We start from the raw sequence: 20,380 nt of genomic DNA on the forward strand, positions 1-20,380 counted from the left end.
AAAATACTTATGCATTCCAACCACCATCTACATTTAATACCGAACCTGTTATATATGAAGACTGTTCTGATAATAGAAAGCATATTGCATTTGCAACTTCTTCCGGATCTCCGAGCCTTCCCAGAGGAATAGATTTCTCTTTGGAAAGCCTCATTTTTTCACTTATGGATTGATACATATCTGTATTGATATAACCAGGTGCAACTGCATTAACCCTGATGTTAAATCTCGCTATTTCAAGTGCGAGTGACCGAACCAATGCGATTTGACCAGCCTTTGAAGCGGAATAGTTAGCTTGTCCAGGCACTCCAATCAAACCATTTACTGAACTAACACAAACGATTGAACCTGAACGTTGTCGAATAAACTTAAATGATGCTGCTTTTAAATAATTGAAAGTCCCCGTTAGATTAGTAGAAATCACTTCACTCCAGCTCTCTTCATCCATCATCACCAAATTACTATCCCTAGTGATTCCAGCATTAACTACCAAACCATCCAGTTGAGAATTATCTTTACAGACCGTTTCTAGTACTTCGGAAGCGACTAAAGGATCGGTTGAATCCGCTTGAATACAGGTTATTTTCCCGATTCCTTTATCCACCACGTAATTACACAATTCCATTGCAGCAGCTTCATTTTCTTTATACGTAAAAGTAACATTAGCTCCCTGCTCGGCCAGTTTTATTACTGTTGCTCTTCCTATACCTCTCGAACCGCCTGTTACTAAAAAATTCTTTCCGGTTAAAATTCTAATCCCCCCATCCACTTTCAATGTTCCGCCAAATAGTCATAAATGACATCCGGCGCGGATAACCCCAAATCAGTAACAATATGCGAAGCTGATACAACCTCAAGCACGGGGAGATCTGCCAGTGGGGCCAACGCATGGGCAAACAATTGCAGCCGGGCTGGGGCCGTCCAGGCACCATGAATGGTCAGATTTTTGATCTGAGTACGCATCAGTTGGCATACCTTCTGAGTTCCATCATAGTTCGGCACAATTTTGAGCATAAATGTCGGTTGGCAAATCTCTTGGCGGGCCTGCTCCGGGTCGAGAGCCTGATGTTTATATCCCATCGTTGCGGTGGCTACACGTAAAGACCCGTAGTCCAGCGTACCGACTAATGTGTCCGAATCAATATACAGTTTTGGAGAGCCCAGTTTTTTCGGATATGCGCTGATCTCACGTCCGGCCGCGATCGCAGGAAGACTGTCCACATACATCGCGTGCTGGTATTCACCCTTCTCCCCATTAAAGCTCACCGGTATCAGCTGGCCAGATTCTGTATAGGCCCCCAAACCGGTAACATCCGGCATGTACATGAGCTCAAATTTGACTAAAGGCTCATCAATTTCAAGCGGCTCAGGGACTACACGTCTCAAGGCTTCCGTGTCGGTACGATATAGAATGTTCAGGTATTCCCGGTTACGAAAATGATAAGGTCCAACAGGATAAGCAGGAGCTCCCAATGGAGTCGACATTTGCTTGCGTACCTCATGCAGTTTCAATAGTTCCATCCCTTTCCTTTTGAAAGAATTCACTTCTCCCGCCTTCTCAATTTCCATAAAAACAACAACCTCGTATTTTTCCACAAAAATATCAATATGATGAATATCTTCTTCTGGTATAGCTTCGGTTAACTCTTGCATTTGCTCCTTGGTACGGTAAGTGATCCACCAATCCAACGCTGCCTCCATATAAGCAATAGAGGGGGTATCAGGAAGCCAATTGGCTATTAACAATCGACCTCCGGGATTGAGCAAATTAAATAATTCGTTAACTAATTTTTTGGCAACTCCGTTGGGCAGATAATCAAATACACCAACACTGTATATAAAATCAAATCCAGGAAGAGGCACTTCATTTTCAATGATGTCAACTATGGAGGCAGGAATCGTTTCGCCAAAGTCTTTTATGATTTCCGCTGCAACCGAAAGGGCCTCCTGATCTTGATCAATAGCAACAAATTTCCCAATGCGTTTATTCTTAACCGCGACACTTTCCAATACTTCTCTCAAATGGCCGCTAGGAAAAGAGAGAATATAAGGGTTCGCAACTCGTTCTGCTGTTTCGTCAATCTTGCTGGAAAATATACGTTTTCTTTCGCGAACAGCATCATTTGCATAACTTATACGATTAAGCTCGTAGTTGAGAAGCTCGGAAATTTCTGCTTGTCTGCCCTCGTAAGGTGGCGGTGCTGTTTTGTCGAAGTCATAGATGGAATCCATCATTACGGGATCACCAGCATAACCGCGCGGTTTGTCAAATGCTCGACGAGAAAACGGTTCTTGTAAGAAAAAATAGCTTACTGCATGTTGACGATATTGGGCAATAAACTGCTTCCAATCTTTTTTTGAAGAATGTCTGCGTATGCTGTCTAATCCATGATAAAGGGCATTAAATGCTTCAGAGAAAAGACCTTGATTAATCTTCGTCTCAACATCATCAAGTAAATGTTTTTTGTTAGTTTTGTCCATACTCTAGATTTTCCTCCCAAGAAGACATCCCTACAGGCATAAATATGTAGAATAGGTTGCTGACGATATTTGGTGAGATAGTTTGCCTCTAATCTTCTGAAGACTACAATTAGACATTTTTATATTTTTTCACCACCTTTAGCAATATCACTCAAAACACAAAAACCCCCCGCCATGATTAAATAGACTGGGGTCCCGTCGTATTCGGCAACTGGCTGGCATAGTGTTTATATCCACCTTAGTCCCCGTAGCTTTACGTCGCCACCTTTCGATGGGTTTGCTATTGTCGTACGAAGTATGAAATTGTCAAAATGTTCATTAATCCTTCAACGACAACTTACTTTAAAGTATAAAATTCGACTTAAACAAAAAAAATACCCAAAATTGGGTAGTTTATACTTATGTATTTTAATTTAAATTTTAAGTAAATTTCCTAAGGAATGCTCCTTTATGATTAACGCTCGTCTTTGCGTATATCTTTTTAATAAAAGTACGGACCGTGCTTTGACTAATCCCATAAATGCCCGCAATTTCAGGTACGTTTTTATTTTCCAGCCATCCATAAGCTATCTCTTTCTCACGATTTGTTAATTCATATTGGTCAAAGTGAGAATAAGTCAGCTCTTTTTGTAGAATGGGGTCCTTTTGAGGCAGTTTTTCTTCAATATTTTTAGCCAGGTGTTCAATGAGTGGTATGGCAAATGTAACCTCGTGTAAATAATGAAAACTCAGGCCAAGGTAGCCTATAATCACATTTTTTATTCGAATTGGCGTACATACACATGACAGCTCGGCAAACAATTGGTTGGTGTGCCGGGTACCAATTACGACAGAAACCGATTAATTTTCCATCGATAAAGAAATGGCATTGACCCCTGCGGTTTTCATCGCAAATGATGTGCCTTTTTTTATATTATTTCTTTCAAAATATCCTTTTAACAAATCCGTGCCGCAATAATCGATAACGGCACCATCCGTATCTGTTATAACAAATAAATAAGGTATGGACAGCAAATCGTTCATATTCCTGGTTTCCTCTTGCAGCAAATATAAAATTTCTTTCCGTTCAATCAACCTTCCTTTTATTTCAGACATACTGAGGATATTAGGAAAATGATCGTTTGCTTCCAGCAGTGTTCTACGGCCCATTATTTTCCCTTCTTCCTTTTAAGAATAAGTGATTAATAATGAAATCGATCTTCTAGTCATCTCCGCTTCTGAATTCGGTAGCTTATAAGCGAAAATAAACAATAAAAAACCACCATCCATTAAGATAACCATAGCAAAATAGGACGGAGGCTTCCGTCGTATTCGGCAACTGGCTGGCATCGCGGTCTTAGGCAGATCCGCATTAGCCCCTATAGCTTTGCGTCGCCACTTTTCAGTGGGTTTGCTATTATCGTACGAAACGATTCGATTGTGTGCCGAAAATTATATCTACGATTCACCTGCCTTTCAATATATTTAAAGTCCCTTTTCAGGTAGATAAGACTGTTAAGACTAGTACAGGTCCCCCTTTCATAAAATTTAATAAACAACACAAATAGCCTCCATCAGCTTAAAGACATAGGTGGAAAAACTAGTAAGAAGAGACGGAGGCTTCCGTCGTATTCGGCAGCTGGCTGGCATCACGGTCTTAAGCAGATCCACATTAGCCCCTGTAGCTTTGCGTCGCCGCTTTTCAGCGGGTTTGCTATTGTCGTACGAAGAGTATGAATTTGTCGAATATCCAAACATGTTATGACTTATTCAAACTATAACTTACATTGTTTTTCATTTAATATAGGTCGTACGACCCAAATTCCCATATTTTTGTTAGATTTGTAAATCACTCTTACACGTATACAGAATCACTTTTTGCGCCAAGCGGGTTGATAGACCGATTTCGGGGGAGGGAACTGGTGAATCCAGTTAATGATCCGGGTCGATATCCACTGGCATACAACTGCAAGGATAATAATTTTCCAATCGATCACATAGGCAGCGAAAGCGAATATGATTCCATTCATCCAGAACAATGAGGTGCCCGGGTTGATTCTTTTATACTTATAAATGGCTAAGGCAACATAACCGATTCCCCCATTCGATACCCTCTGCTTTATGAGGATGGCGACACCTGTTCCGAGAATAACCGAGCCGAATAGAAGATCGATCCATACGTTGCCGAACGGGGGTTCTAGGAACACCTCGAAGAAATTAACGGAAACGGACGTCACTGTTATAACAAATATGGTCCCGAAGGCACTGACTCCATCAAGATAAGGGACTGTAAAGGCAAGGAAAATAAAATTAGCCAGCCACAGTCCGAGACTCATCGGGATCTCAAACGCATGGTTCAGAAGCACCGCGATCCCTGCTCCTCCTCCCGAAGGAATGGCGTGAGGAAACAAGAACATGGCCATGGCAAAACCTTGAATGATGGAGCCGGCGGTAATGTAGAAAAGTTTCTTGGAAGCATGACGATAGAAAAAGGGGCTCTTCCGCCCGGGTAGGATCTGTAAGTTCACACGGAATCATCCTTCATCGATTAGAGTAACAAGCTAGTCCTGCTTTTTTAAGTGTATGCTTGTTCCCTGGAGGGGATACCGGGATAGATCTTTTTAACGAAAATATGTATAGGCTGACTCTGGAGATATCCATAGGCAGCCCGCTAGTATTTATCATTCTCTTGTGGTTTGGTCTATGTTTAAATTACGTAACAAAATCCATCGGTTTGTTTCTCTCTCACCCCGAGTTCAAACGTATCTTGACGAAGACCCCGGCGCATCGTTTCAAGGGAAAGCACTTCGGTGGGTTGGATATTTCCCAAATGTACATGAGATCCAAATTTGCGGAGAAGCATCGCTTGCTGCTGCTTAAGAGGTGCCTCCCAAATCAGCTTTCTTGCATCCGACACGTTGTCGATGATATTATTTATCATTTCTTCCTGGCACTCGCCATGCTTATCGTAAATACCGATGCCTAGTCCAGACTCGCGCGCTTCAACAATGATAAACTCCGCGCCTACGTCTAAATCCGCTTCCATTGTATACGCGAGCATTTCGGCGTCGATGTGGGAACCGGATTGTTTTTTACCATACTCCGTATAAACCCGAAGTCCGCGTTGTTTACCTTCCCGAATGAGTTCCGTTCGTTTTTTTCGCGACATCTCAATCGTGCCGTCAGATACTTCTATCGCGTTAAATCCAAGACGGCAAACGGTATTAAAAAATGCGGGGACGACATCTTGCTGCACGGCTGTCTCAAGCAAGGTCCCGCCGGGCATGACCGTGATTCCATGTTGTTTGGCTAGATTGATTTTGTATAGCAGCATTTCCGTTTTATACAGCGGAGCCGTCCCAAAACCGAATTTGACACAATCGATGTAATCCGAGGCTGTTTCAATCACATCTGAGAACATGTTTCTACCCAGGCCTTTATCAATAACCATCGTCATCCCGCGTTCCATGACCCCGTAGGTGTCGTGGTCTTTTTTGCCGTGTTCGGGATTTTCGCGCAGCCCGCTCGGATCACATATCTCCATGGGCCAAACTGTTCGCAGAGAACTGTTCATTCTAGGATCTCCTCAATTCTTTTTGATTTAGTCGTTTAATCCAATGACATTGGCATAATATGCTCATACCCATTGACAGGTGCCCATCTTTTGTCATAGGGATTCGTCACGGTCATCCGATCTGCCGAGGCGGCTTAATCAAAAAGAACACCAAACCTAGAGTAACCAAAGATAGTGAAGACACGGTTATAAAAACAACCTGATCCGATTTATCCATCATCCACCCGAACAAGGGCGGCCCTGCTGCAACTCCCAAAAATCGCAAGCTATTATAAAGGGATGTAATCATCCCTCGCTCACTTTTCTCAACTGCACCGGTGATCATCGTATTCAGGCAAGGAAGAAGCATTCCGGTTCCGATGCAGCTGACTGTCAGCAGCCCGATAAACACATAAATGTTCTTAAAAAAGAAAAGTGTAGCTGCCAGAGACAGGGTCATGGCAATCAGTCCGATATTCATCAGCCAACGAATCAACAGGCCATTCTTCTTGATCAAGCTTCCCGTCGTATAGGAAGTGATAACCATCCCAAGTAATGGAATGGCCAAAATCAAGCCCTTCACGACCCCGTCAATGTTATAAGGCTTGTCTTCAAGAATGTTGGATAGATAAAACAGTATGCCAAACAAAATGAATAGCCCCAGCGAACCGGCAAAAAAAGCAGTGATGAGCCAGCGGCCTTTTTCTTTAAAGATGTCCCCGATTTTTCCAAGGTACTTCCTTAGTTCTTGCTTTGAATGTTGTTTTGATTCTTTGATCATAAAAATGACGGCCAACAACGATAGTGCACAGAACACGGGAAATGCAAAGAAGGAAGCATACCATACGATCAGCATAAGCAGGGAGCCGATGATCGGGCTGAGTACCTTGCCGGCGCCATTGGAGGCTTCGATTAGTCCCAGTGCCTTGCTCTCTGTCCCGCCATCGTATAAATCGCCGACGAGCGCCATGGCAATCGGTGCTGTTCCGGCGGCCGCTAGCCCCTGAATCGCCCTCGCGGTAATAATCACCCCAAAAGAGTTCCAAATAGCACCGAATCCTGCCAGAATACCGGCACCTCCATATATGATCAGGGCGGGTATAATAATAACTTTGCGTCCAAATCGATCGGACAAATAACCAATAATCGGAATAAATAAGCCAGCTGCCAAGGAGAAAATCGTGATGATCAAGCTGCTTTGGAATTTACTGATACCCAGTTCCCTTTGCATTTCAGGAAGCCCCGGAACTAGCATGGAATTGCCAAAAACGAGCACGATCGGGATCGTTGCCAGTGCGATAAATTCCCACACTTGACCCTTTGAACCGGTAGAAGTTTTTGATTTTCCGGTGGATTCGCTGTCTTGTGTCTCCTCGGAGTCGGTCTGCAGGTCGATATCGCTATGAAAGCTGATATTCAGTTTTCGCTTTTTGGTCTTCTCCATGGTATCGCTCCTCGGACTTGAAGTTCGTGTAGAACAGAACATTTTCTTTATTTCCATGCTTCCTAATTATCACCACATCCGGATTTAATATTCCATCGCTGCTGCTGAATCCATTAGAGGATCTGAGCACTCCTTGGTTTTGGGCAAATATACTGTTACTAAAATAGCCCATTATGCCGGGGAAAAGGGGATACGACATGCCGATACAGATTATTCAAGGACACCATCACACCTTGGACGCATCACACATCAATATTGTAATTGATGTTATAAGGGCTTTTACCGTAGCGCACTATGCCTTTATCCATGGGGTTCAGGGTATCATTCTGGCAGGAACTCTGGACGATGCCTTGCGTCTAAAGAAAATCTATCCTGACTTTTTATTGGCGGGGGAGATACAGGGTCTGCCGATTCCGGGGTTTGAGCTGGATAATTCGCCTGCGCGTTTACATGACTTCGATCTTCGGGAGAAATTTCTGATCCAAAAGACAACCAATGGAGTTACAGCCACCCTAAATGCATTGAGCACCGAGCATCTATTCGTTACCGGGTTCACAAATGCAAGAACAACCGCAGAGTTTATAAAGAGGAACTTATTAAGAGACGATGACATGACGATTAATGTAATTGCTTCGCATCCGTCAGGGGATGATGATCTGGCCTGCGCACAATATATATCGGAAATTCTCCAAGACACTAATCGTATATCTGCCGAACAAACCATTGAGCGAATTCGAAAGTCAGAAGCGGCCGGGAAATTTTACGATATTGAAAGACCGGAATTTTTACAGGAGGATATTTCGTTTTGCATCCAAGAGATCCCTTCCGACTTTGTAATGAAAGTGAATCTGAACAAAAACCATCCGTTGATTGAAAGGCTCCAGGTAGGGGTCTTTAATCACTGATTATGCCAGGTACCGCTTGTGAGTTTCTGATTCCTCATCATAAGGGTATAATTTACATTGATAAAAGAACGAGTGTTCGCATATAATACAAACAAACGTTCCCGTCAATGAGGTGGTTAATGATGTTGAGTATTGGGTTGAAACCAGATGAAACCCAACTGGTGAAGGATTATATTTTATTACCCCTTTTACTTGATGTGTTAGAGCATGACCGTTCGATCCTATGTAGAGCAGATTTAAAGACCCCGGAGCTAACGAATGCGATGATCGACCATTTGCAGGCAGCTGCATTATCCGATTTAGCTCTGGCTCGCAGGAAAATGCGTGAATACGCCATTAAGGTTTACGAGGATCGAAAAACAAAGCTTGGCATTGAGGTTGAATTCATCTGCAGAGGGTATCATCACAAGCTGTCTATACTGTGGGGGCTAATTGAGGCAGAGATCGAGCAGAGATCGTACACCTACCTGGGGCTGAAAATCGCAGATAAGGGGAGTTCGCTGTGAAATCATCTAACCGAGTGATCATGTTAGGGGATTGCCAGTCCTTTTATGCATCTGTTGAGAAAGCAGACCATCCCGAGTATAAAAACCGCCCTTTGGTCGTTGCAGGGGATCCGGAAAGACGTTCAGGCATCGTGTTGGCTGCTTGTCCGCTCGCTAAAGCAAAAGGAATAACGACGGCAGAGCGATTAGGAGAGGCACTATCCAAGTGTTCCGACCTTGTCGTCATCAAACCCAGGATGCAGAAGTATATTGACGTCTCGATGCAAATCACGGAGATATACAAGAGTTATACCGATTTAGTTGAGCCTTACAGTATCGACGAGCAATTTTTAGACGTTACCGGTTCGCTGCATCTGTTCGGCACACCGGATGAGTTAGCCAGAACCATTCAGCGTCATGTCATGGATGCCACGGGTGTGTACGCTCGCTTCGGCATCGGCGAAACCAAAATCCTGGCTAAAACCGCCTGTGATAACTACGCCAAGAAAAATCCGTCCGGCATCTACACGTTGTCCAAGGACTCGCTTCCGGATACCCTCTGGAAACTGCCCGTCAGCTGCATGTTTATGGCCGGCAGCAAGATGACCCGCCACTTTAACGTCATGGGGCTGCCCACGATCGGCAGCGTGGCTCAGACGCCTCTTGCTAAATTGAAGCAGATGATGCGCCGTAAATTCGGTAAAAATTCCGATATTTCAGCCGAGATGTACTGGCGAATTGCCAACGGAATCGATGATAGCCCGGTAAGGCCAGGCACGCACCAGGTTGACCCTAAATCGGTTGGACACATGATGACCCTCCCTCGCGATTATACCAAGCTGGAAGAAATCAAGGTCGTACTGTTGGGTATCTATATAAAAACATGTGTGCATAAAGGGTCTAATCTTTTAATTCTTTGGAGGAATAATATTTTTCAAGTTGTTTGATATAGAGCACAAATAAAAAATGAGCATAATTCTATCTATTTATGCTCATTTTTAGTCGAATGAAGGACGTGTTCTATTGACAAACATAGATGGTCGGAGTTTGATTCTATGACATACGCGTCCTTGGATTAAAAGAAGGAGGGATATGTGTTGAAATCATCTAAACGTGTGGTCATGCTCGTTGACTGCCAATCCTTTTATGCGAGTGTAGAAAAGGCCGAACATCCTGAGTACAAGGATCGGCCTTTGGTGGTTGCTGGGGATCCGGAACGTCGTTCAGGAATTGTGCTGGCAGCTTGCCCTATTGCCAAGTCAAAGGGGATTACTACCGCAGAGCGCCTTGGGGAGGCAGTGGCAAAATGCCCGGATCTTGTTGTTATTAAGCCGAGGATGCAACGATACATCGATGTGTCTATGCTGATCACGGACATTTACAAGAGCTACACAGATCTGGTCGAGCCGTACAGCATTGACGAACAATTTCTAGATGTGACCGGCTCGATGCATCTGTTTGCGGATACACCAAAAGAAATGGCCCGGATCATTCAGGCTCATGTACAAGCTGCGACAGGCGTTTATACTCGCTTCGGGATTGCCGAAACCAAAATCCTTGCAAAGACTGCATGTGACAATTACGCCAAAAAGAATCCATCCGGCATATATACCCTCACCAAAGAGATGCTGCCCGAGACGTTGTGGAAACGTCCCGTCAGCGACATGTTTATGGCCGGCAGTCGTATGACCCGACATTTCAATGCTATGGGACTCCTGAATATTGGAAGTGTAGCTCAGACACCTCTTGTAAAGCTGAAGCAGATGATGCGGCGGAAGTTTGGCAAGAACTCCGACATCCAGGCGGAAATGTATTGGCGCATCGCAAACGGAATCGACGATAGCCCAGTGCGATCAGGCACACACCAGGTTGCACCAAAGTCAGTAGGCCATATGATGACCCTCCCTTTTGATTATCGGGAGTTTGACCACATCTTAACTCCATTGCTCGAGCTAACAGAGTTGGTCTGTCAGCGCTGCCGGGCACTAGGGTTCATGGGGCATGTTGTGTCGGTGGGGTGTATGGGAGCTGACTTCGATCGGCCAACGGGATTTTCAAGACAAATGAAGATGGAGGATCCATCCAACATCACCAATCAGGTTTATCATTGGGCACGCCGATTGCTTGAAACTTATTGGGATGGCTTACCGATCCGGCGGATAGGCGTTAGTTTGACTCAGCTCACCCCCGACAATGAATATCAGTTATCGCTGTTTGATACTGACCGGGAGAGACAGATGGCACTTGAACGGACAACCGACGCATTAAAACTCAAATACGGTAATGCAATTGTAATCCGAGCAGTCTCAAAAACAGCAGCGGGCCAAGCGCTCGATCGATCAGCTAAGATAGGAGGACACTATAAATGACAATACGCAAAAAGCTGGAGGGTAATGGGCTGTGGGAGTCTAGTCGCATGATGCTTCCTGAACATAAAGAAACAATCATTCGCCGGCAATTAGAAGAGGGCAGGGAGGCTCGGCCCACGCTTGATCCCCAAGAAATGGAGTTAATCGAGAAGGCGTTGGCCGAATCTTTTCATGAGCACCGCACTGTTACAGTAAGGATGTTTGTTGAGTATGAAGAAAGGGAGTTAACCGGTATTGTCGTACTAATCCATACGTTCAGACGAGAGATCAAACTGTCTATCTCTGAGGGTGAATGGAATTGGATAAAAGTAGATGATATTACTTCTGCAAGCACATTTTGAAAAAGGAACGCTTATCGGCATATAGCTGATAGCGTTTCTTTTTATATTGATTTAAAGATTCCAAAAAAAATTAGGATTCTGCTAACGTATTAATCTATTTAGCGTTTATATATATGAAGGCCTAAAAATTGGGAAAAGAGGTTGATTAATCATGAAAAGTAAATTTAAAATTTCTTTGGTATCATGTATTATTTTATCTGCAATGTTAACTGGTTCTGCTTTTGCTGATCCAACAATCTCTTCCGAAGATGCCTCTCTAAGCCAATCCTCTACTGGGAGCAACGTTAGCGAGGAAAGTAATTCAGGCGGAGATTTTGAAACGCAAGTTTTTCAAGAATATGGACCTTTCGGTGGCCTATACCAATATAGCGGTGCTATACATGGAGCTTTAGTAAAACCTAACTCTAACCATAGTATGGAGATCAGAAACCTTAGAGTTTATGGTGTTAATTCAGGAAACCCAGCATATTTCACTCTGCGTGTAGCTGATGTAGATGGAAATACAATATATTCAAAAACCTACATGACAGACCAAGACCTCAGAAATAAACCGCCGATTTTGGTACCGGTTGTTAGCTATAAGAATTATCAAGTTATTATAGAATCACACACTAACAACCTTATGCAGGGGGGCTTCTATCTCGGCGTCGACGGGAACGTGTCACAGTTTTAAAAAAATACTCAGTATATTAAAAAAGAACTGCAACCCGTGTGGTCAAGACCCCATTTTGTGGACATTGGAAAAACACCTAAGCTGCAAACTGGCGTCGGTACTCTACCGGCGTCAGTTTGTTTAATTTCCGCTGCGGTCGTCTCTGGTTGTAAAATCGTATGTATTTTTCAATTCGGTTTTGTGCCTCTGCCAGATTTCGGATATTATAAGGGTAGAGCCCTTCCGTTTTGAGATGCGAGAAGAAGCTCTCCATGGAGGCATTGTCTAGGCAATTGCCCCGACGAGACATGCTGATTTGGGCGCTAACCTTTGGCAGCATGTCATGGTAAGCATGAGACGTGTACTGGAACCCTTGGTCGCTGTGAACGACCAATCCGGTCACGTCTTTTTGCTTGGCAAACGCTTTGGCGAACGTCTTTAGTACCAGTTCGTTGTCGTTGCGTTCGCTAAGCTGGTAGGCCACAATCTCGTTGTTGAATAAATCTTTGACTGCCGAAAGATACAGCCAGCGCTCACCTACCCGGTATTGCGTCACATCTGTTACCCATTTCTGGTTCGGTTTTTCTGCTGTGAAATTTCGCTTCAACAGATTCTCCGCCACGCGTTCCCCCGCATGGTACGCCGTGTTAAAACGGCGTTTGCGGCGAATGTTGGATTGAAGTCCGAGCTTTTGCATCAGACGCAATACTTTCTTGTGGTTCATCCATATGCCCTCATCCTGCCACAAGAACAACTGGATTTGGCGGTAGCCGTATTTCCCTTCGTAGCGCGCATACACCCGACGAATGAGCAATGCAGCTTCCTTGTCCCGGTCCATATGTTTGCGCTTCAGATAGGCGTAGTAGCCGCTACGAGAGACCTTGAAGAGTTTGCAAAGGCTGCTGACGGGGTAGCTAGAGGCAGCTATCTCAATGACTTTATACTTCTGTTTTTCACCTCCTGCATCCAGATTTCCAAGCACTTTTTTAGCATTTCGTTTTCCCGCTTGAGCTTTTGAACATACCGATCTTGGTCGATGTATGCTTCCCGTCGACCTCGCTGATCCACCAGTCCAAACTCGCCCTGTTCCCGAAATTTCCGCATCCATTTCTTCATCCGCTGAGGATCATTAATCCCCAAGTGTTCATTAATCTTTCGGTAAGTCCATCCCTCGATAACATGCAGACGAACCGCCTCTTTCTTGATCTCTTCCGAATACGTTTTATACTTTTGTCCCTTAATTGCCATACAAAAATGCACCCCCTAGAATTTCATCGGATAAACCAGGGGTTTATTCCAATGTCCATTCTAAGGGGTGCACTTCAGTGAGGCTGCAGTTCTTTTTTTATTCTTTAACTTGCTTTGTTATGGTTTCTGCAATTGTAATCATTTCATCTACGTTTAGTGTGAAGCTACTCATTTCAAAATAAACATCGCCCTTAACCCATCTAAGAACCCATCCGCGTTGTTTGCTTTTCCAGGGGTAAAAAGAATAGGTAGTATTATTGATTACCGTTTGTTCTGACTGAGCTACAGGGACCATTGATCTTCGATTTTCTTCAAATATGGTCATAATTAAATCATTATCATCAGAGTCAAAATAAGCTAATAAAATGCTGTTTTCAAATTTTTTTGTTTCAAGTCTCCAACTCTTAGGCACTTCAGGATGTATTGGTTTTTTTATTCTTAATGGTGCATCATAGCCATAACCAACCTCAGGCTTCTTATCGTGAACAGGTTCAGCATGGACAACAGGATGAACTGTGAAAGCAAGCAAAATACAAATCAAAAGCTTCTTCATAATACCTCCGAAAAAGTTAAGTTTATCTTTAGTATTACAATTAAAGCTTTTTTTATGTGGAGGGATTTTAAGTATCACTATACTTTGGCAAGTAATTGTCGGCATTCTCTAACCGTAATAGCCTTTTGTTTTCAGAGAGATGGATTTGGAATTAGAACGCAGCACTTTACCACTCTTTTTATTCACAACAAATTATTTTAGTTCATCTTTGTCCGAGCTATATGAGAGTTCCTTAAAGCTTAGTTGTTCAGCTAAGGATTAATCCGATTTTTTTACTCAAATCGAGACGCAAGCCTAGCGCATCTTCCCACCATCAATTATCAAATAGCTCTGGATACATTTTTACAATATCAGCATTTAAGGCACGATCTTCTGATTTTTTATTTTTAGTGATGGATATGATTTTTTCTAGTGCCTCTTCATCCTGGAAGGTTTTATAAGTACTTTTAACAGCAACTTCAAGGTACTGTTGTCTGAGTAATTTAATTTCGTTCTCAAGCATTTTAATCTGCTTTTCCTTTATAGACAAGTTAGCGGCTAAGTCTTGATTTTGCTTGAGGATTGTATCTGACTCCTTCGCTTTTTGATGCAAAGCATTTAGCATCTGATTGAAATGAGATAACGCGCTAATCAAGCCTGATTTATTATTCCAGTATGTTTCGACAAGTTCCACAACATTAGGTAAGGGAAGTGAAGTTTCAGTTTCTGTATTTTCCAGCTGCATGGGCTCGTTAATCATTGCGATTTGTTCGGACATTCTTCTTTTCCATACAAAGCGGTTTACCCCAGTCTCTCTTTCCAAAATAGAAGGGTTAATCTTCTTCCCAGGATTTTTTGATATATATTTTAACAAGATGTCTTTTAATTGCTTATCCGTATATTTTTGTGGCGCACCTTTTTTCATAATTCGTCCTCCAGCAAATAAGAATCGACCATCGCCTTTTGATCCATCAATCTTCGCAGTTCATTACTCGCTGAGGATAGCCTTTCTTGACTAGTATGCTGATATGTCAACGTAGCACAATCGTAATTTGTGGATTTTGTGACATATCGTATGAGTTCCAATTGTTCCTTTAATCTGCTTTCAAGAGCATCAGAACAATCTTTCAACCAGGCTAATCCCTTTTGTTTGTCTTCTGGTGAGAAAAAATAAAATTCACAAAACCGGCAATCCCCAACCTGACAGCGAGATGGGTGATCCGTACAAAAGCCATGTTCCACTTTGTGCGTCTCTTGGAAATCACTTATTTGATAAATTCTACTTTTAGCAATTATGCCCTGAGTCGCAACATCCCAATTTGATCTCCATAAGTTCACACGTTTCATTCGAAGCATCTGCGCCGCGTGATGGACAAAAGATTGAGCGAAGTGATCCAAATGTTTATGATAATGTAATTGGGTTTCTAATTGACTATGTCCACCCATGCGAGCAATAGTTAACATATTAAACCCTTGCAACATCATATTGCAGAAGGCAAAATGTCTGGTATCGCCAGGCTTTATTCTTTCCAAGTCGCCATACTTCGCAGTAACGATTTCATCATAAAATCGATCAATCATATTAATAAATTGGGAAGCTCCTATCTTTTCTCGCGTTATTTCCTTTGATTTTAATTTAACGTACTTTCGATAAGCTTTATACGATATCAAGTAGGAAGATTCAGTTGCATAAGCTAATGTAAGTCGTTTATAGTCCTCAATTAATTCGAACACTTCCCGATTCACTTGGATAGTATCCGTGACCGCTAGCTTTCCTGGACGGCTGGATAAATTCTTTCTTCGAGGTACAATCATCCAATATCTATCCTCATCATCCTTCATTGTGCAGTCCCTGCTTAAAGAGTAAAATTCGACGGGGCGCATGGGAATAATCCGAGTAATCCTCCACCATAAAAAAATCGGATAATATTGCAATTTTTCTTCGTCTGAAGTACATGTTATAAAATAGTCATCCAAAGCAACATCGAAAAGCAAGATATCATGAAAATTAGGTAATTCACGTACATTGGAGACTTTCGCATTATAATTAGCACATAAGTCGCAATACAACTCAGTATGAGGATGATTATAAAAAATCAGAAACTCCTTTATACTGGTAGCCATGGCAAACTGTTTATGGTCTCCGAAATGATTTAACGTATCTTCTAAATGTTTGAGATGGTCTAATCGAAAACCTCGGGTAATTCGTATAGCCTCTTTTATTTGTCCTATATTTTGGCGAACGGTTTGCGTAGTAATGCCGTTATACATTTTTTGGACAGAATAGCATTTCAAAGCTTGATTGATTTCACCATAGATTTCACAATCAAACTGAAAAAGAAAATTACTGGATTCCCCTTTAGCCGACCACAAGAAGTCTTCAAAATCGCCTGTTACAATAAGCCCTTTGCGTTCCAATTCTCTGAACATATCCTTGTAATCGTGAAGTTCTTCTAAACTAAAGGTGACAGACTCAATACTTTCTAAAATTTGTCTATCGCTTAATTCCTCTAGGGTTCTTCTTCTGTGTAATGCAGCGTGGAATTTAGCCATTAAACTTCCTCACTAATTAAATTTTGAATAGCAATCATCTTTTCCTTTAAATTGTTAAGATCGATAAAAGTCTGAACATAGGTTTTGCCGAATTGCTGTATCGCCTGACTTAAAAGATCTAGAATTTGAAACAAAAACTTGCGGTCCCTGACCCGAACGGCAGGATACTTGGTATTTTTAATCGATACGATCAATCGATCAAGTTCATGATGAATAGAAATTAGAATATATATCTTCGGTATTGCGTTCTCACAATGTAAGCAAGTCGTTGCCGTTGGTGAAGTGCAACTTGGGAAGGTCAAGCATTGAACATGCTGCAGTTTGGCTGGCATCTCACCTTTATAGATTTTATGCAACAAAGTCATCAGCTCTGTTTCAGTAAGATTCGATAGTTGCAAAGCCAATGAATGTTTACTTTGTTGCTGGCGTACTAAGAATTGGCCAAGTTGTTCCAATTGATAAGGAGAAAGTTCTTTTCGAAACTGTTCGATCAGTGCGGTACTTTGCTCTACCTCTAACTGAGGCGCGTTTGGCATAGATAGACGAATGAGATGATGGTACAGCCATCCAAAGTGCCCTCGGTTAAACAAGTTTAAACTTACCCGTTCAATTGAACCATCTTTGTTTACTGCTTGAATATAGGTTGCAGTCGAGTTTTTATCGGTATGCCCCCTCATTCGTTGAGACAGTTCGTACGCGATATCCGCACTTCCTTTCCCCTCTACGACACTATAAAAGAAATAGGTCAAGAGAGTTCTATTCATTTTTCGACTTTGGAAATCAACAAGATCCGGCCGCTTATCGAAAAATAATCGGATATACGTTTCTTTTTCAAAGTGGACGAATCTTCTTTGGCCCAGTCTGAGTAGTTGTTGATCTCCTTGCATTCTACGATGGATTTCTGTGATCACAAGAACGGTAGCCGTGGGAACAATCATGTCCTGATTAACGAGGAAATGCCCCAGGGCACCAGTTTTGCTAATATACATTCGTTCTACCCGTTTATACAGATGGTTGATGACTGCTTGCGCTTGCTCCTTTGACAGTTTCGTTTCCCTTAGTTGATCAAAAGTCTGTAAATTGCAGACCTCCAGCTCAATATTCGGCAGCTTAATAAAGTCTGATGGTCTCCACGCATCAATGACATGCATTAAGACATATAACCATGTTACAGCGTAATCCCTACTTTGGATGGCCTGCTCAATGTGAAGGTCGACATCCCTAACATAACTGTAATAAGCTAAAAATTGTTCCGGACTGTACATCTCTCTTTCTTCTATAGGAAGGGAAGTGATAGCATAACTTTTCGAGAATGAACATAGCCCTTTACCTGTGCAATATTCCAAAAAATAAATGAAAGTGCTTTTATCCCGAATTCCCATTCCAGGATTTCGAAAGATAGTTTCTAATTGTTCTGCATTCATCAAGAATACTTCAGTCTTTAGTAGACGGAATAAACGCTTTAATGTGCTGATATACTCCAGAGCCTTATTGTGGATTGTTTTGCTGTTACCGTGGCTGCTATTAATTTTTAAGATAACAAATTCACGATAGAGATCTACTGTTTTTTGCAACGTATCAGGCACTTCCAGTTCAGCCAACCTGTATTCAAATAAATCAATTGGTCCCGATAGTTCCGCTAATTCTTGTTTTCTATTTCTTTCCTTTTCAATATGTTTAATGGACTCATCAGAAGGTACCATCCACTCATTGTTATGTTTTATACCTCCAGGAATTACTCCCTCCCGAATCAACTCTGACACCCATTTTTTACTAACACCCAAACTTGCGGCAATATCAGTAGGAGGTACATAATCACTTAAAAAAGATTGCGATTCCTTAAACTGATTTATGGACTCAATAGGAATAATCCATCCCGCGTGATGATAGGGAATTTTTTGTTTTTTTGCACCCGTGAATGCACCTTCATTAGCTAATGAGCTAATATTTGCTTTACTCAGTGATAATACTTGTGCAGCTTGATCCGCGGAAAGATATCCTTCAGGTGGTGAAATCGATAATAAATATTCGTCCACACATTCTATTCGAATGTAACGAACACCATTGATGACTTCGACACCCGATAAAATGTTTCTTAATACTAATTTTCTGATCCATGATTCACTTACGGATAAATATTCAGCTGCTTCCGGGAAGGAGAGGAATCCTTCGGGAGAAGAGGACGACTGAATATATTCCTGCACAGACATGGAAGGCACTATCCAAGAACCTCTATGTTTCTTTGCCCCAGCAAATGTTCCTCTCTTAATAAGTCTGCCAACCCAAAGCTCGGAAAGATTAAGTCGTTCAGCAATCTCGGCAATAGTCAAATATTCATCGGGCATGTTTAATAATGCCTTGTAATCCTCCACAGACTTCAGAGGGATTTGCCACGAATCCAATACTTTTATTGCTCCTGTAAACGCGCCGTTTTTCACCAAGCGTAGTAGGCTTCTATAGCCTATTCCTAATTTTTCTGCAGTTTCAGCAGGACTTAAATAAGACATGTTTCTTCTACTCCAATAATCAATTTTTTATTAATTTTGGTAGGTAATCTTTATATAAATGTTGCATCCGGTTCTCAAGTTTCTTTCTCATTCGTTCCGTGTTTCCTTGATACACAAGAGATGATGCAAGATTGGAGTCTCCTCTTGGCAAAGCAATATCGTATGGATTATCAGCTTCTTCGGCTAGGAGATTTGTAAATATGCCTCTGCCTAGATGAGTGGACCATTTATATTCTTCCAGTTTGACTGCATAAATCAGATCATCTGGATTAGACGATTTCCTCAGTTGCTTCAAAAATTCTTTTTTTAATTTACTGAAGTAGGCCCTGTAACTTTGTCCTGACATGGCTTTCCCATCCCGATTTACAAATAACGCATCAGATCCATCCATAGGAGGATAATTTTCAATGTGATTACGATACAGCATCTGCAACCAATCTTGAATTGGGAATACGATTTGTCTTCTTGGTTTTTTTACACCACTTGAACCAGCACTATCTTTAATATCCATTCGCAAGGTTTTTTGTTCTAGGCGAACTACTAAACCGAATTCTCCATAAGAGCCGATAGAATTTACATCGGATTTTCGAATGTTCACAAGCTCTCCTTGTCTAATTCCTCCGAAACACTGCATATAAATTCCCAAGGCAATGGGATTCGCGGTTTTCACAGCCAGCTCAATAAAAGGTAAAATATATTGTTCAGGCAAATCATGAGCTATATGGCCTTGCTTATTTCTCGGCATTATCACTCCTTTAAATGGGGAGACCGTATATTTTTGGTTTGATTTTCCGTACAGGAGCCTTTTTTTAAAGGAACTTTCGTTAACATGAACCAACAGTTTTTTCTTCGCCAAGAACTCAAAGAATAAGGTTAAGGTTCTTTCCGCCTTTCTAAGTGTCATTCTTGATTTGTCTTTTTTCGTTAGTTCGTTCAAATAGTCAGTTCCATGAGAAAAACGAAGTTCTTTTAAAGAAGAAAGCTTATATTTTTGCTGATTATCAATAAGTATGTAATTTAAAAAAGAGCAAAGGTAATTAGCATGGAGCCTTTGAGAATTATACGCTCTATATTTCCAGTAGTGAAAAATAAACTCTGTAAGAGGATGGATGCATAGTCTACCATTCATTTTGTTTTGCAAAACAATTACAGCATGCTTATTAAGGACAGGTTCGCTATCTCGATACCTTTTCCAAAACTCAATTCCAACACTTTGTACACTAAAACGTAACTCATCAATCTTTCTTGAAAAAGGCAAGATTGAACTATTCAGGCTCATTTAAACACCCCCACATCTAATTCAGTAAATAATTATGCTCATTCATGAATTC

Annotated in this window: 19 protein-coding genes, 2 pseudogenes and 3 riboswitches; of the genes and pseudogenes, 6 read left to right on the plus strand and 15 right to left on the minus strand. The window is 41.9% G+C overall.

Annotated features, from left to right (window positions below; all coding sequences use genetic code 11):
* Positions 1 to 7: 7 nt before the first annotated feature.
* From fabG to MKX98_RS25390, 8 genes and pseudogenes are all read right to left on the minus strand, one after another.
* A complete protein-coding gene (fabG, locus tag MKX98_RS25355; RefSeq protein ID WP_233355050.1) occupies positions 8 to 769 on the minus strand; it encodes a 3-oxoacyl-ACP reductase FabG in 762 nt (253 codons plus the stop codon).
* A 2-nt stretch (positions 770 to 771) separates the two neighbouring features.
* Positions 772 to 1,521, minus strand: coding sequence for an acetoacetate decarboxylase (locus MKX98_RS25360; RefSeq protein WP_194544916.1), 750 nt, complete (start codon positions 1,519 to 1,521; stop codon positions 772 to 774).
* Positions 1,522 to 1,797: 276 nt separating this feature from the next.
* Positions 1,798 to 2,481, minus strand: a pseudogene (locus tag MKX98_RS25365) (class I SAM-dependent methyltransferase); the annotation flags it as partial.
* Between the two features lie 203 nt (positions 2,482 to 2,684).
* Positions 2,685 to 2,773: riboswitch (cyclic di-GMP riboswitch) on the minus strand.
* A 128-nt stretch (positions 2,774 to 2,901) separates the two neighbouring features.
* Positions 2,902 to 3,234, minus strand: coding sequence for a LuxR C-terminal-related transcriptional regulator (locus MKX98_RS25370; RefSeq protein ID WP_339219136.1), 333 nt, complete (start codon positions 3,232 to 3,234; stop codon positions 2,902 to 2,904).
* Between the two features lie 87 nt (positions 3,235 to 3,321).
* Entirely contained in the window at positions 3,322 to 3,630 is a 309-nt protein-coding gene (locus MKX98_RS25375; RefSeq protein WP_339219138.1) for a hypothetical protein, read from the minus strand.
* A 161-nt stretch (positions 3,631 to 3,791) separates the two neighbouring features.
* Positions 3,792 to 3,886, minus strand: a riboswitch (cyclic di-GMP riboswitch).
* A gap of 205 nt (positions 3,887 to 4,091) precedes the next feature.
* A riboswitch (cyclic di-GMP riboswitch) is annotated at positions 4,092 to 4,186 on the minus strand.
* A gap of 145 nt (positions 4,187 to 4,331) precedes the next feature.
* A complete protein-coding gene (locus tag MKX98_RS25380; RefSeq protein ID WP_233355133.1) occupies positions 4,332 to 4,916 on the minus strand; it encodes a YitT family protein in 585 nt (194 codons plus the stop codon).
* 251 nt (positions 4,917 to 5,167) lie between these two features.
* On the minus strand, positions 5,168 to 6,034 hold the full coding sequence (locus tag MKX98_RS25385; RefSeq protein WP_071223336.1) for a phosphosulfolactate synthase: 867 nt from the start codon (positions 6,032 to 6,034) through the stop codon (positions 5,168 to 5,170).
* A 112-nt stretch (positions 6,035 to 6,146) separates the two neighbouring features.
* Positions 6,147 to 7,457, minus strand: a complete 1,311-nt coding sequence (locus MKX98_RS25390) for an MFS transporter (RefSeq protein ID WP_071223337.1) — start codon at positions 7,455 to 7,457, stop codon at positions 6,147 to 6,149.
* A gap of 197 nt (positions 7,458 to 7,654) precedes the next feature.
* Between MKX98_RS25390 and MKX98_RS25395 the strand changes: the two genes are divergently transcribed.
* The 6 genes and pseudogenes from MKX98_RS25395 to MKX98_RS25420 all read left to right on the plus strand — a co-directional run bounded on the left by MKX98_RS25395 (position 7,655) and on the right by MKX98_RS25420 (position 12,230).
* Positions 7,655 to 8,362, plus strand: a complete 708-nt coding sequence (locus tag MKX98_RS25395; RefSeq protein ID WP_339219140.1) for a 2-phosphosulfolactate phosphatase — start codon at positions 7,655 to 7,657, stop codon at positions 8,360 to 8,362.
* A 119-nt stretch (positions 8,363 to 8,481) separates the two neighbouring features.
* The gene (locus MKX98_RS25400; RefSeq protein ID WP_339219142.1) at positions 8,482 to 8,868 is read left to right on the plus strand and encodes a hypothetical protein; all 387 of its coding nucleotides are present in this window, start codon (positions 8,482 to 8,484) and stop codon (positions 8,866 to 8,868) included.
* Between the two features lie 20 nt (positions 8,869 to 8,888).
* A pseudogene (locus MKX98_RS25405) lies at positions 8,889 to 9,713 on the plus strand (DNA polymerase IV); the annotation flags it as partial.
* A 255-nt stretch (positions 9,714 to 9,968) separates the two neighbouring features.
* Entirely contained in the window at positions 9,969 to 11,216 is a 1,248-nt protein-coding gene (locus tag MKX98_RS25410; RefSeq protein WP_085980683.1) for a DNA polymerase IV, read from the plus strand.
* On the plus strand, positions 11,213 to 11,557 hold the full coding sequence (locus tag MKX98_RS25415) for a YolD-like family protein (RefSeq protein ID WP_006212426.1): 345 nt from the start codon (positions 11,213 to 11,215) through the stop codon (positions 11,555 to 11,557). The genes MKX98_RS25410 and MKX98_RS25415 overlap by 4 nt, the downstream gene beginning before the upstream one ends.
* 151 nt (positions 11,558 to 11,708) lie before the next feature.
* Positions 11,709 to 12,230, plus strand: coding sequence for a hypothetical protein (locus tag MKX98_RS25420; protein ID WP_063477318.1), 522 nt, complete (start codon positions 11,709 to 11,711; stop codon positions 12,228 to 12,230).
* A 76-nt stretch (positions 12,231 to 12,306) separates the two neighbouring features.
* On the opposite strand, the gene MKX98_RS25425 is transcribed toward MKX98_RS25420, so the two are convergent.
* The 7 genes from MKX98_RS25425 to MKX98_RS25455 all read right to left on the minus strand — a co-directional run bounded on the left by MKX98_RS25425 (position 12,307) and on the right by MKX98_RS25455 (position 20,328).
* Entirely contained in the window at positions 12,307 to 13,191 is an 885-nt protein-coding gene (locus tag MKX98_RS25425; protein WP_210190097.1) for an IS3 family transposase, read from the minus strand.
* Complete coding sequence (locus MKX98_RS25430; RefSeq protein WP_244235301.1) at positions 13,134 to 13,457, minus strand: transposase; 324 nt, start codon at positions 13,455 to 13,457, stop codon at positions 13,134 to 13,136. Before MKX98_RS25430 ends, MKX98_RS25425 begins: the two co-directional genes overlap by 58 nt.
* A 97-nt stretch (positions 13,458 to 13,554) precedes the next feature.
* A complete protein-coding gene (locus tag MKX98_RS25435) occupies positions 13,555 to 14,010 on the minus strand; it encodes a DUF4367 domain-containing protein (RefSeq protein WP_036642935.1) in 456 nt (151 codons plus the stop codon).
* Between the two features lie 313 nt (positions 14,011 to 14,323).
* On the minus strand, positions 14,324 to 14,914 hold the full coding sequence (locus MKX98_RS25440; protein ID WP_063477317.1) for a hypothetical protein: 591 nt from the start codon (positions 14,912 to 14,914) through the stop codon (positions 14,324 to 14,326).
* Positions 14,911 to 16,542 carry a tyrosine-type recombinase/integrase gene (locus MKX98_RS25445; RefSeq protein ID WP_063477316.1) on the minus strand — a complete coding sequence of 544 codons (1,632 nt, stop codon included), beginning with the start codon at positions 16,540 to 16,542 and terminating at the stop codon, positions 14,911 to 14,913. The genes MKX98_RS25440 and MKX98_RS25445 overlap by 4 nt, the downstream gene beginning before the upstream one ends.
* A complete protein-coding gene (locus tag MKX98_RS25450) occupies positions 16,542 to 19,049 on the minus strand; it encodes a helix-turn-helix domain-containing protein (RefSeq protein WP_339219144.1) in 2,508 nt (835 codons plus the stop codon). The genes MKX98_RS25445 and MKX98_RS25450 overlap by 1 nt, the downstream gene beginning before the upstream one ends.
* A gap of 19 nt (positions 19,050 to 19,068) precedes the next feature.
* A complete protein-coding gene (locus tag MKX98_RS25455; protein ID WP_006212418.1) occupies positions 19,069 to 20,328 on the minus strand; it encodes a hypothetical protein in 1,260 nt (419 codons plus the stop codon).
* Between the last annotated feature and the right edge of the window lie 52 nt (positions 20,329 to 20,380).

Origin of the sequence: Paenibacillus sp. FSL W7-1332 (genome assembly GCF_037969785.1) — a bacterium.
In the GTDB taxonomy this organism is placed as follows: domain Bacteria; phylum Bacillota; class Bacilli; order Paenibacillales; family Paenibacillaceae; genus Paenibacillus_AQ.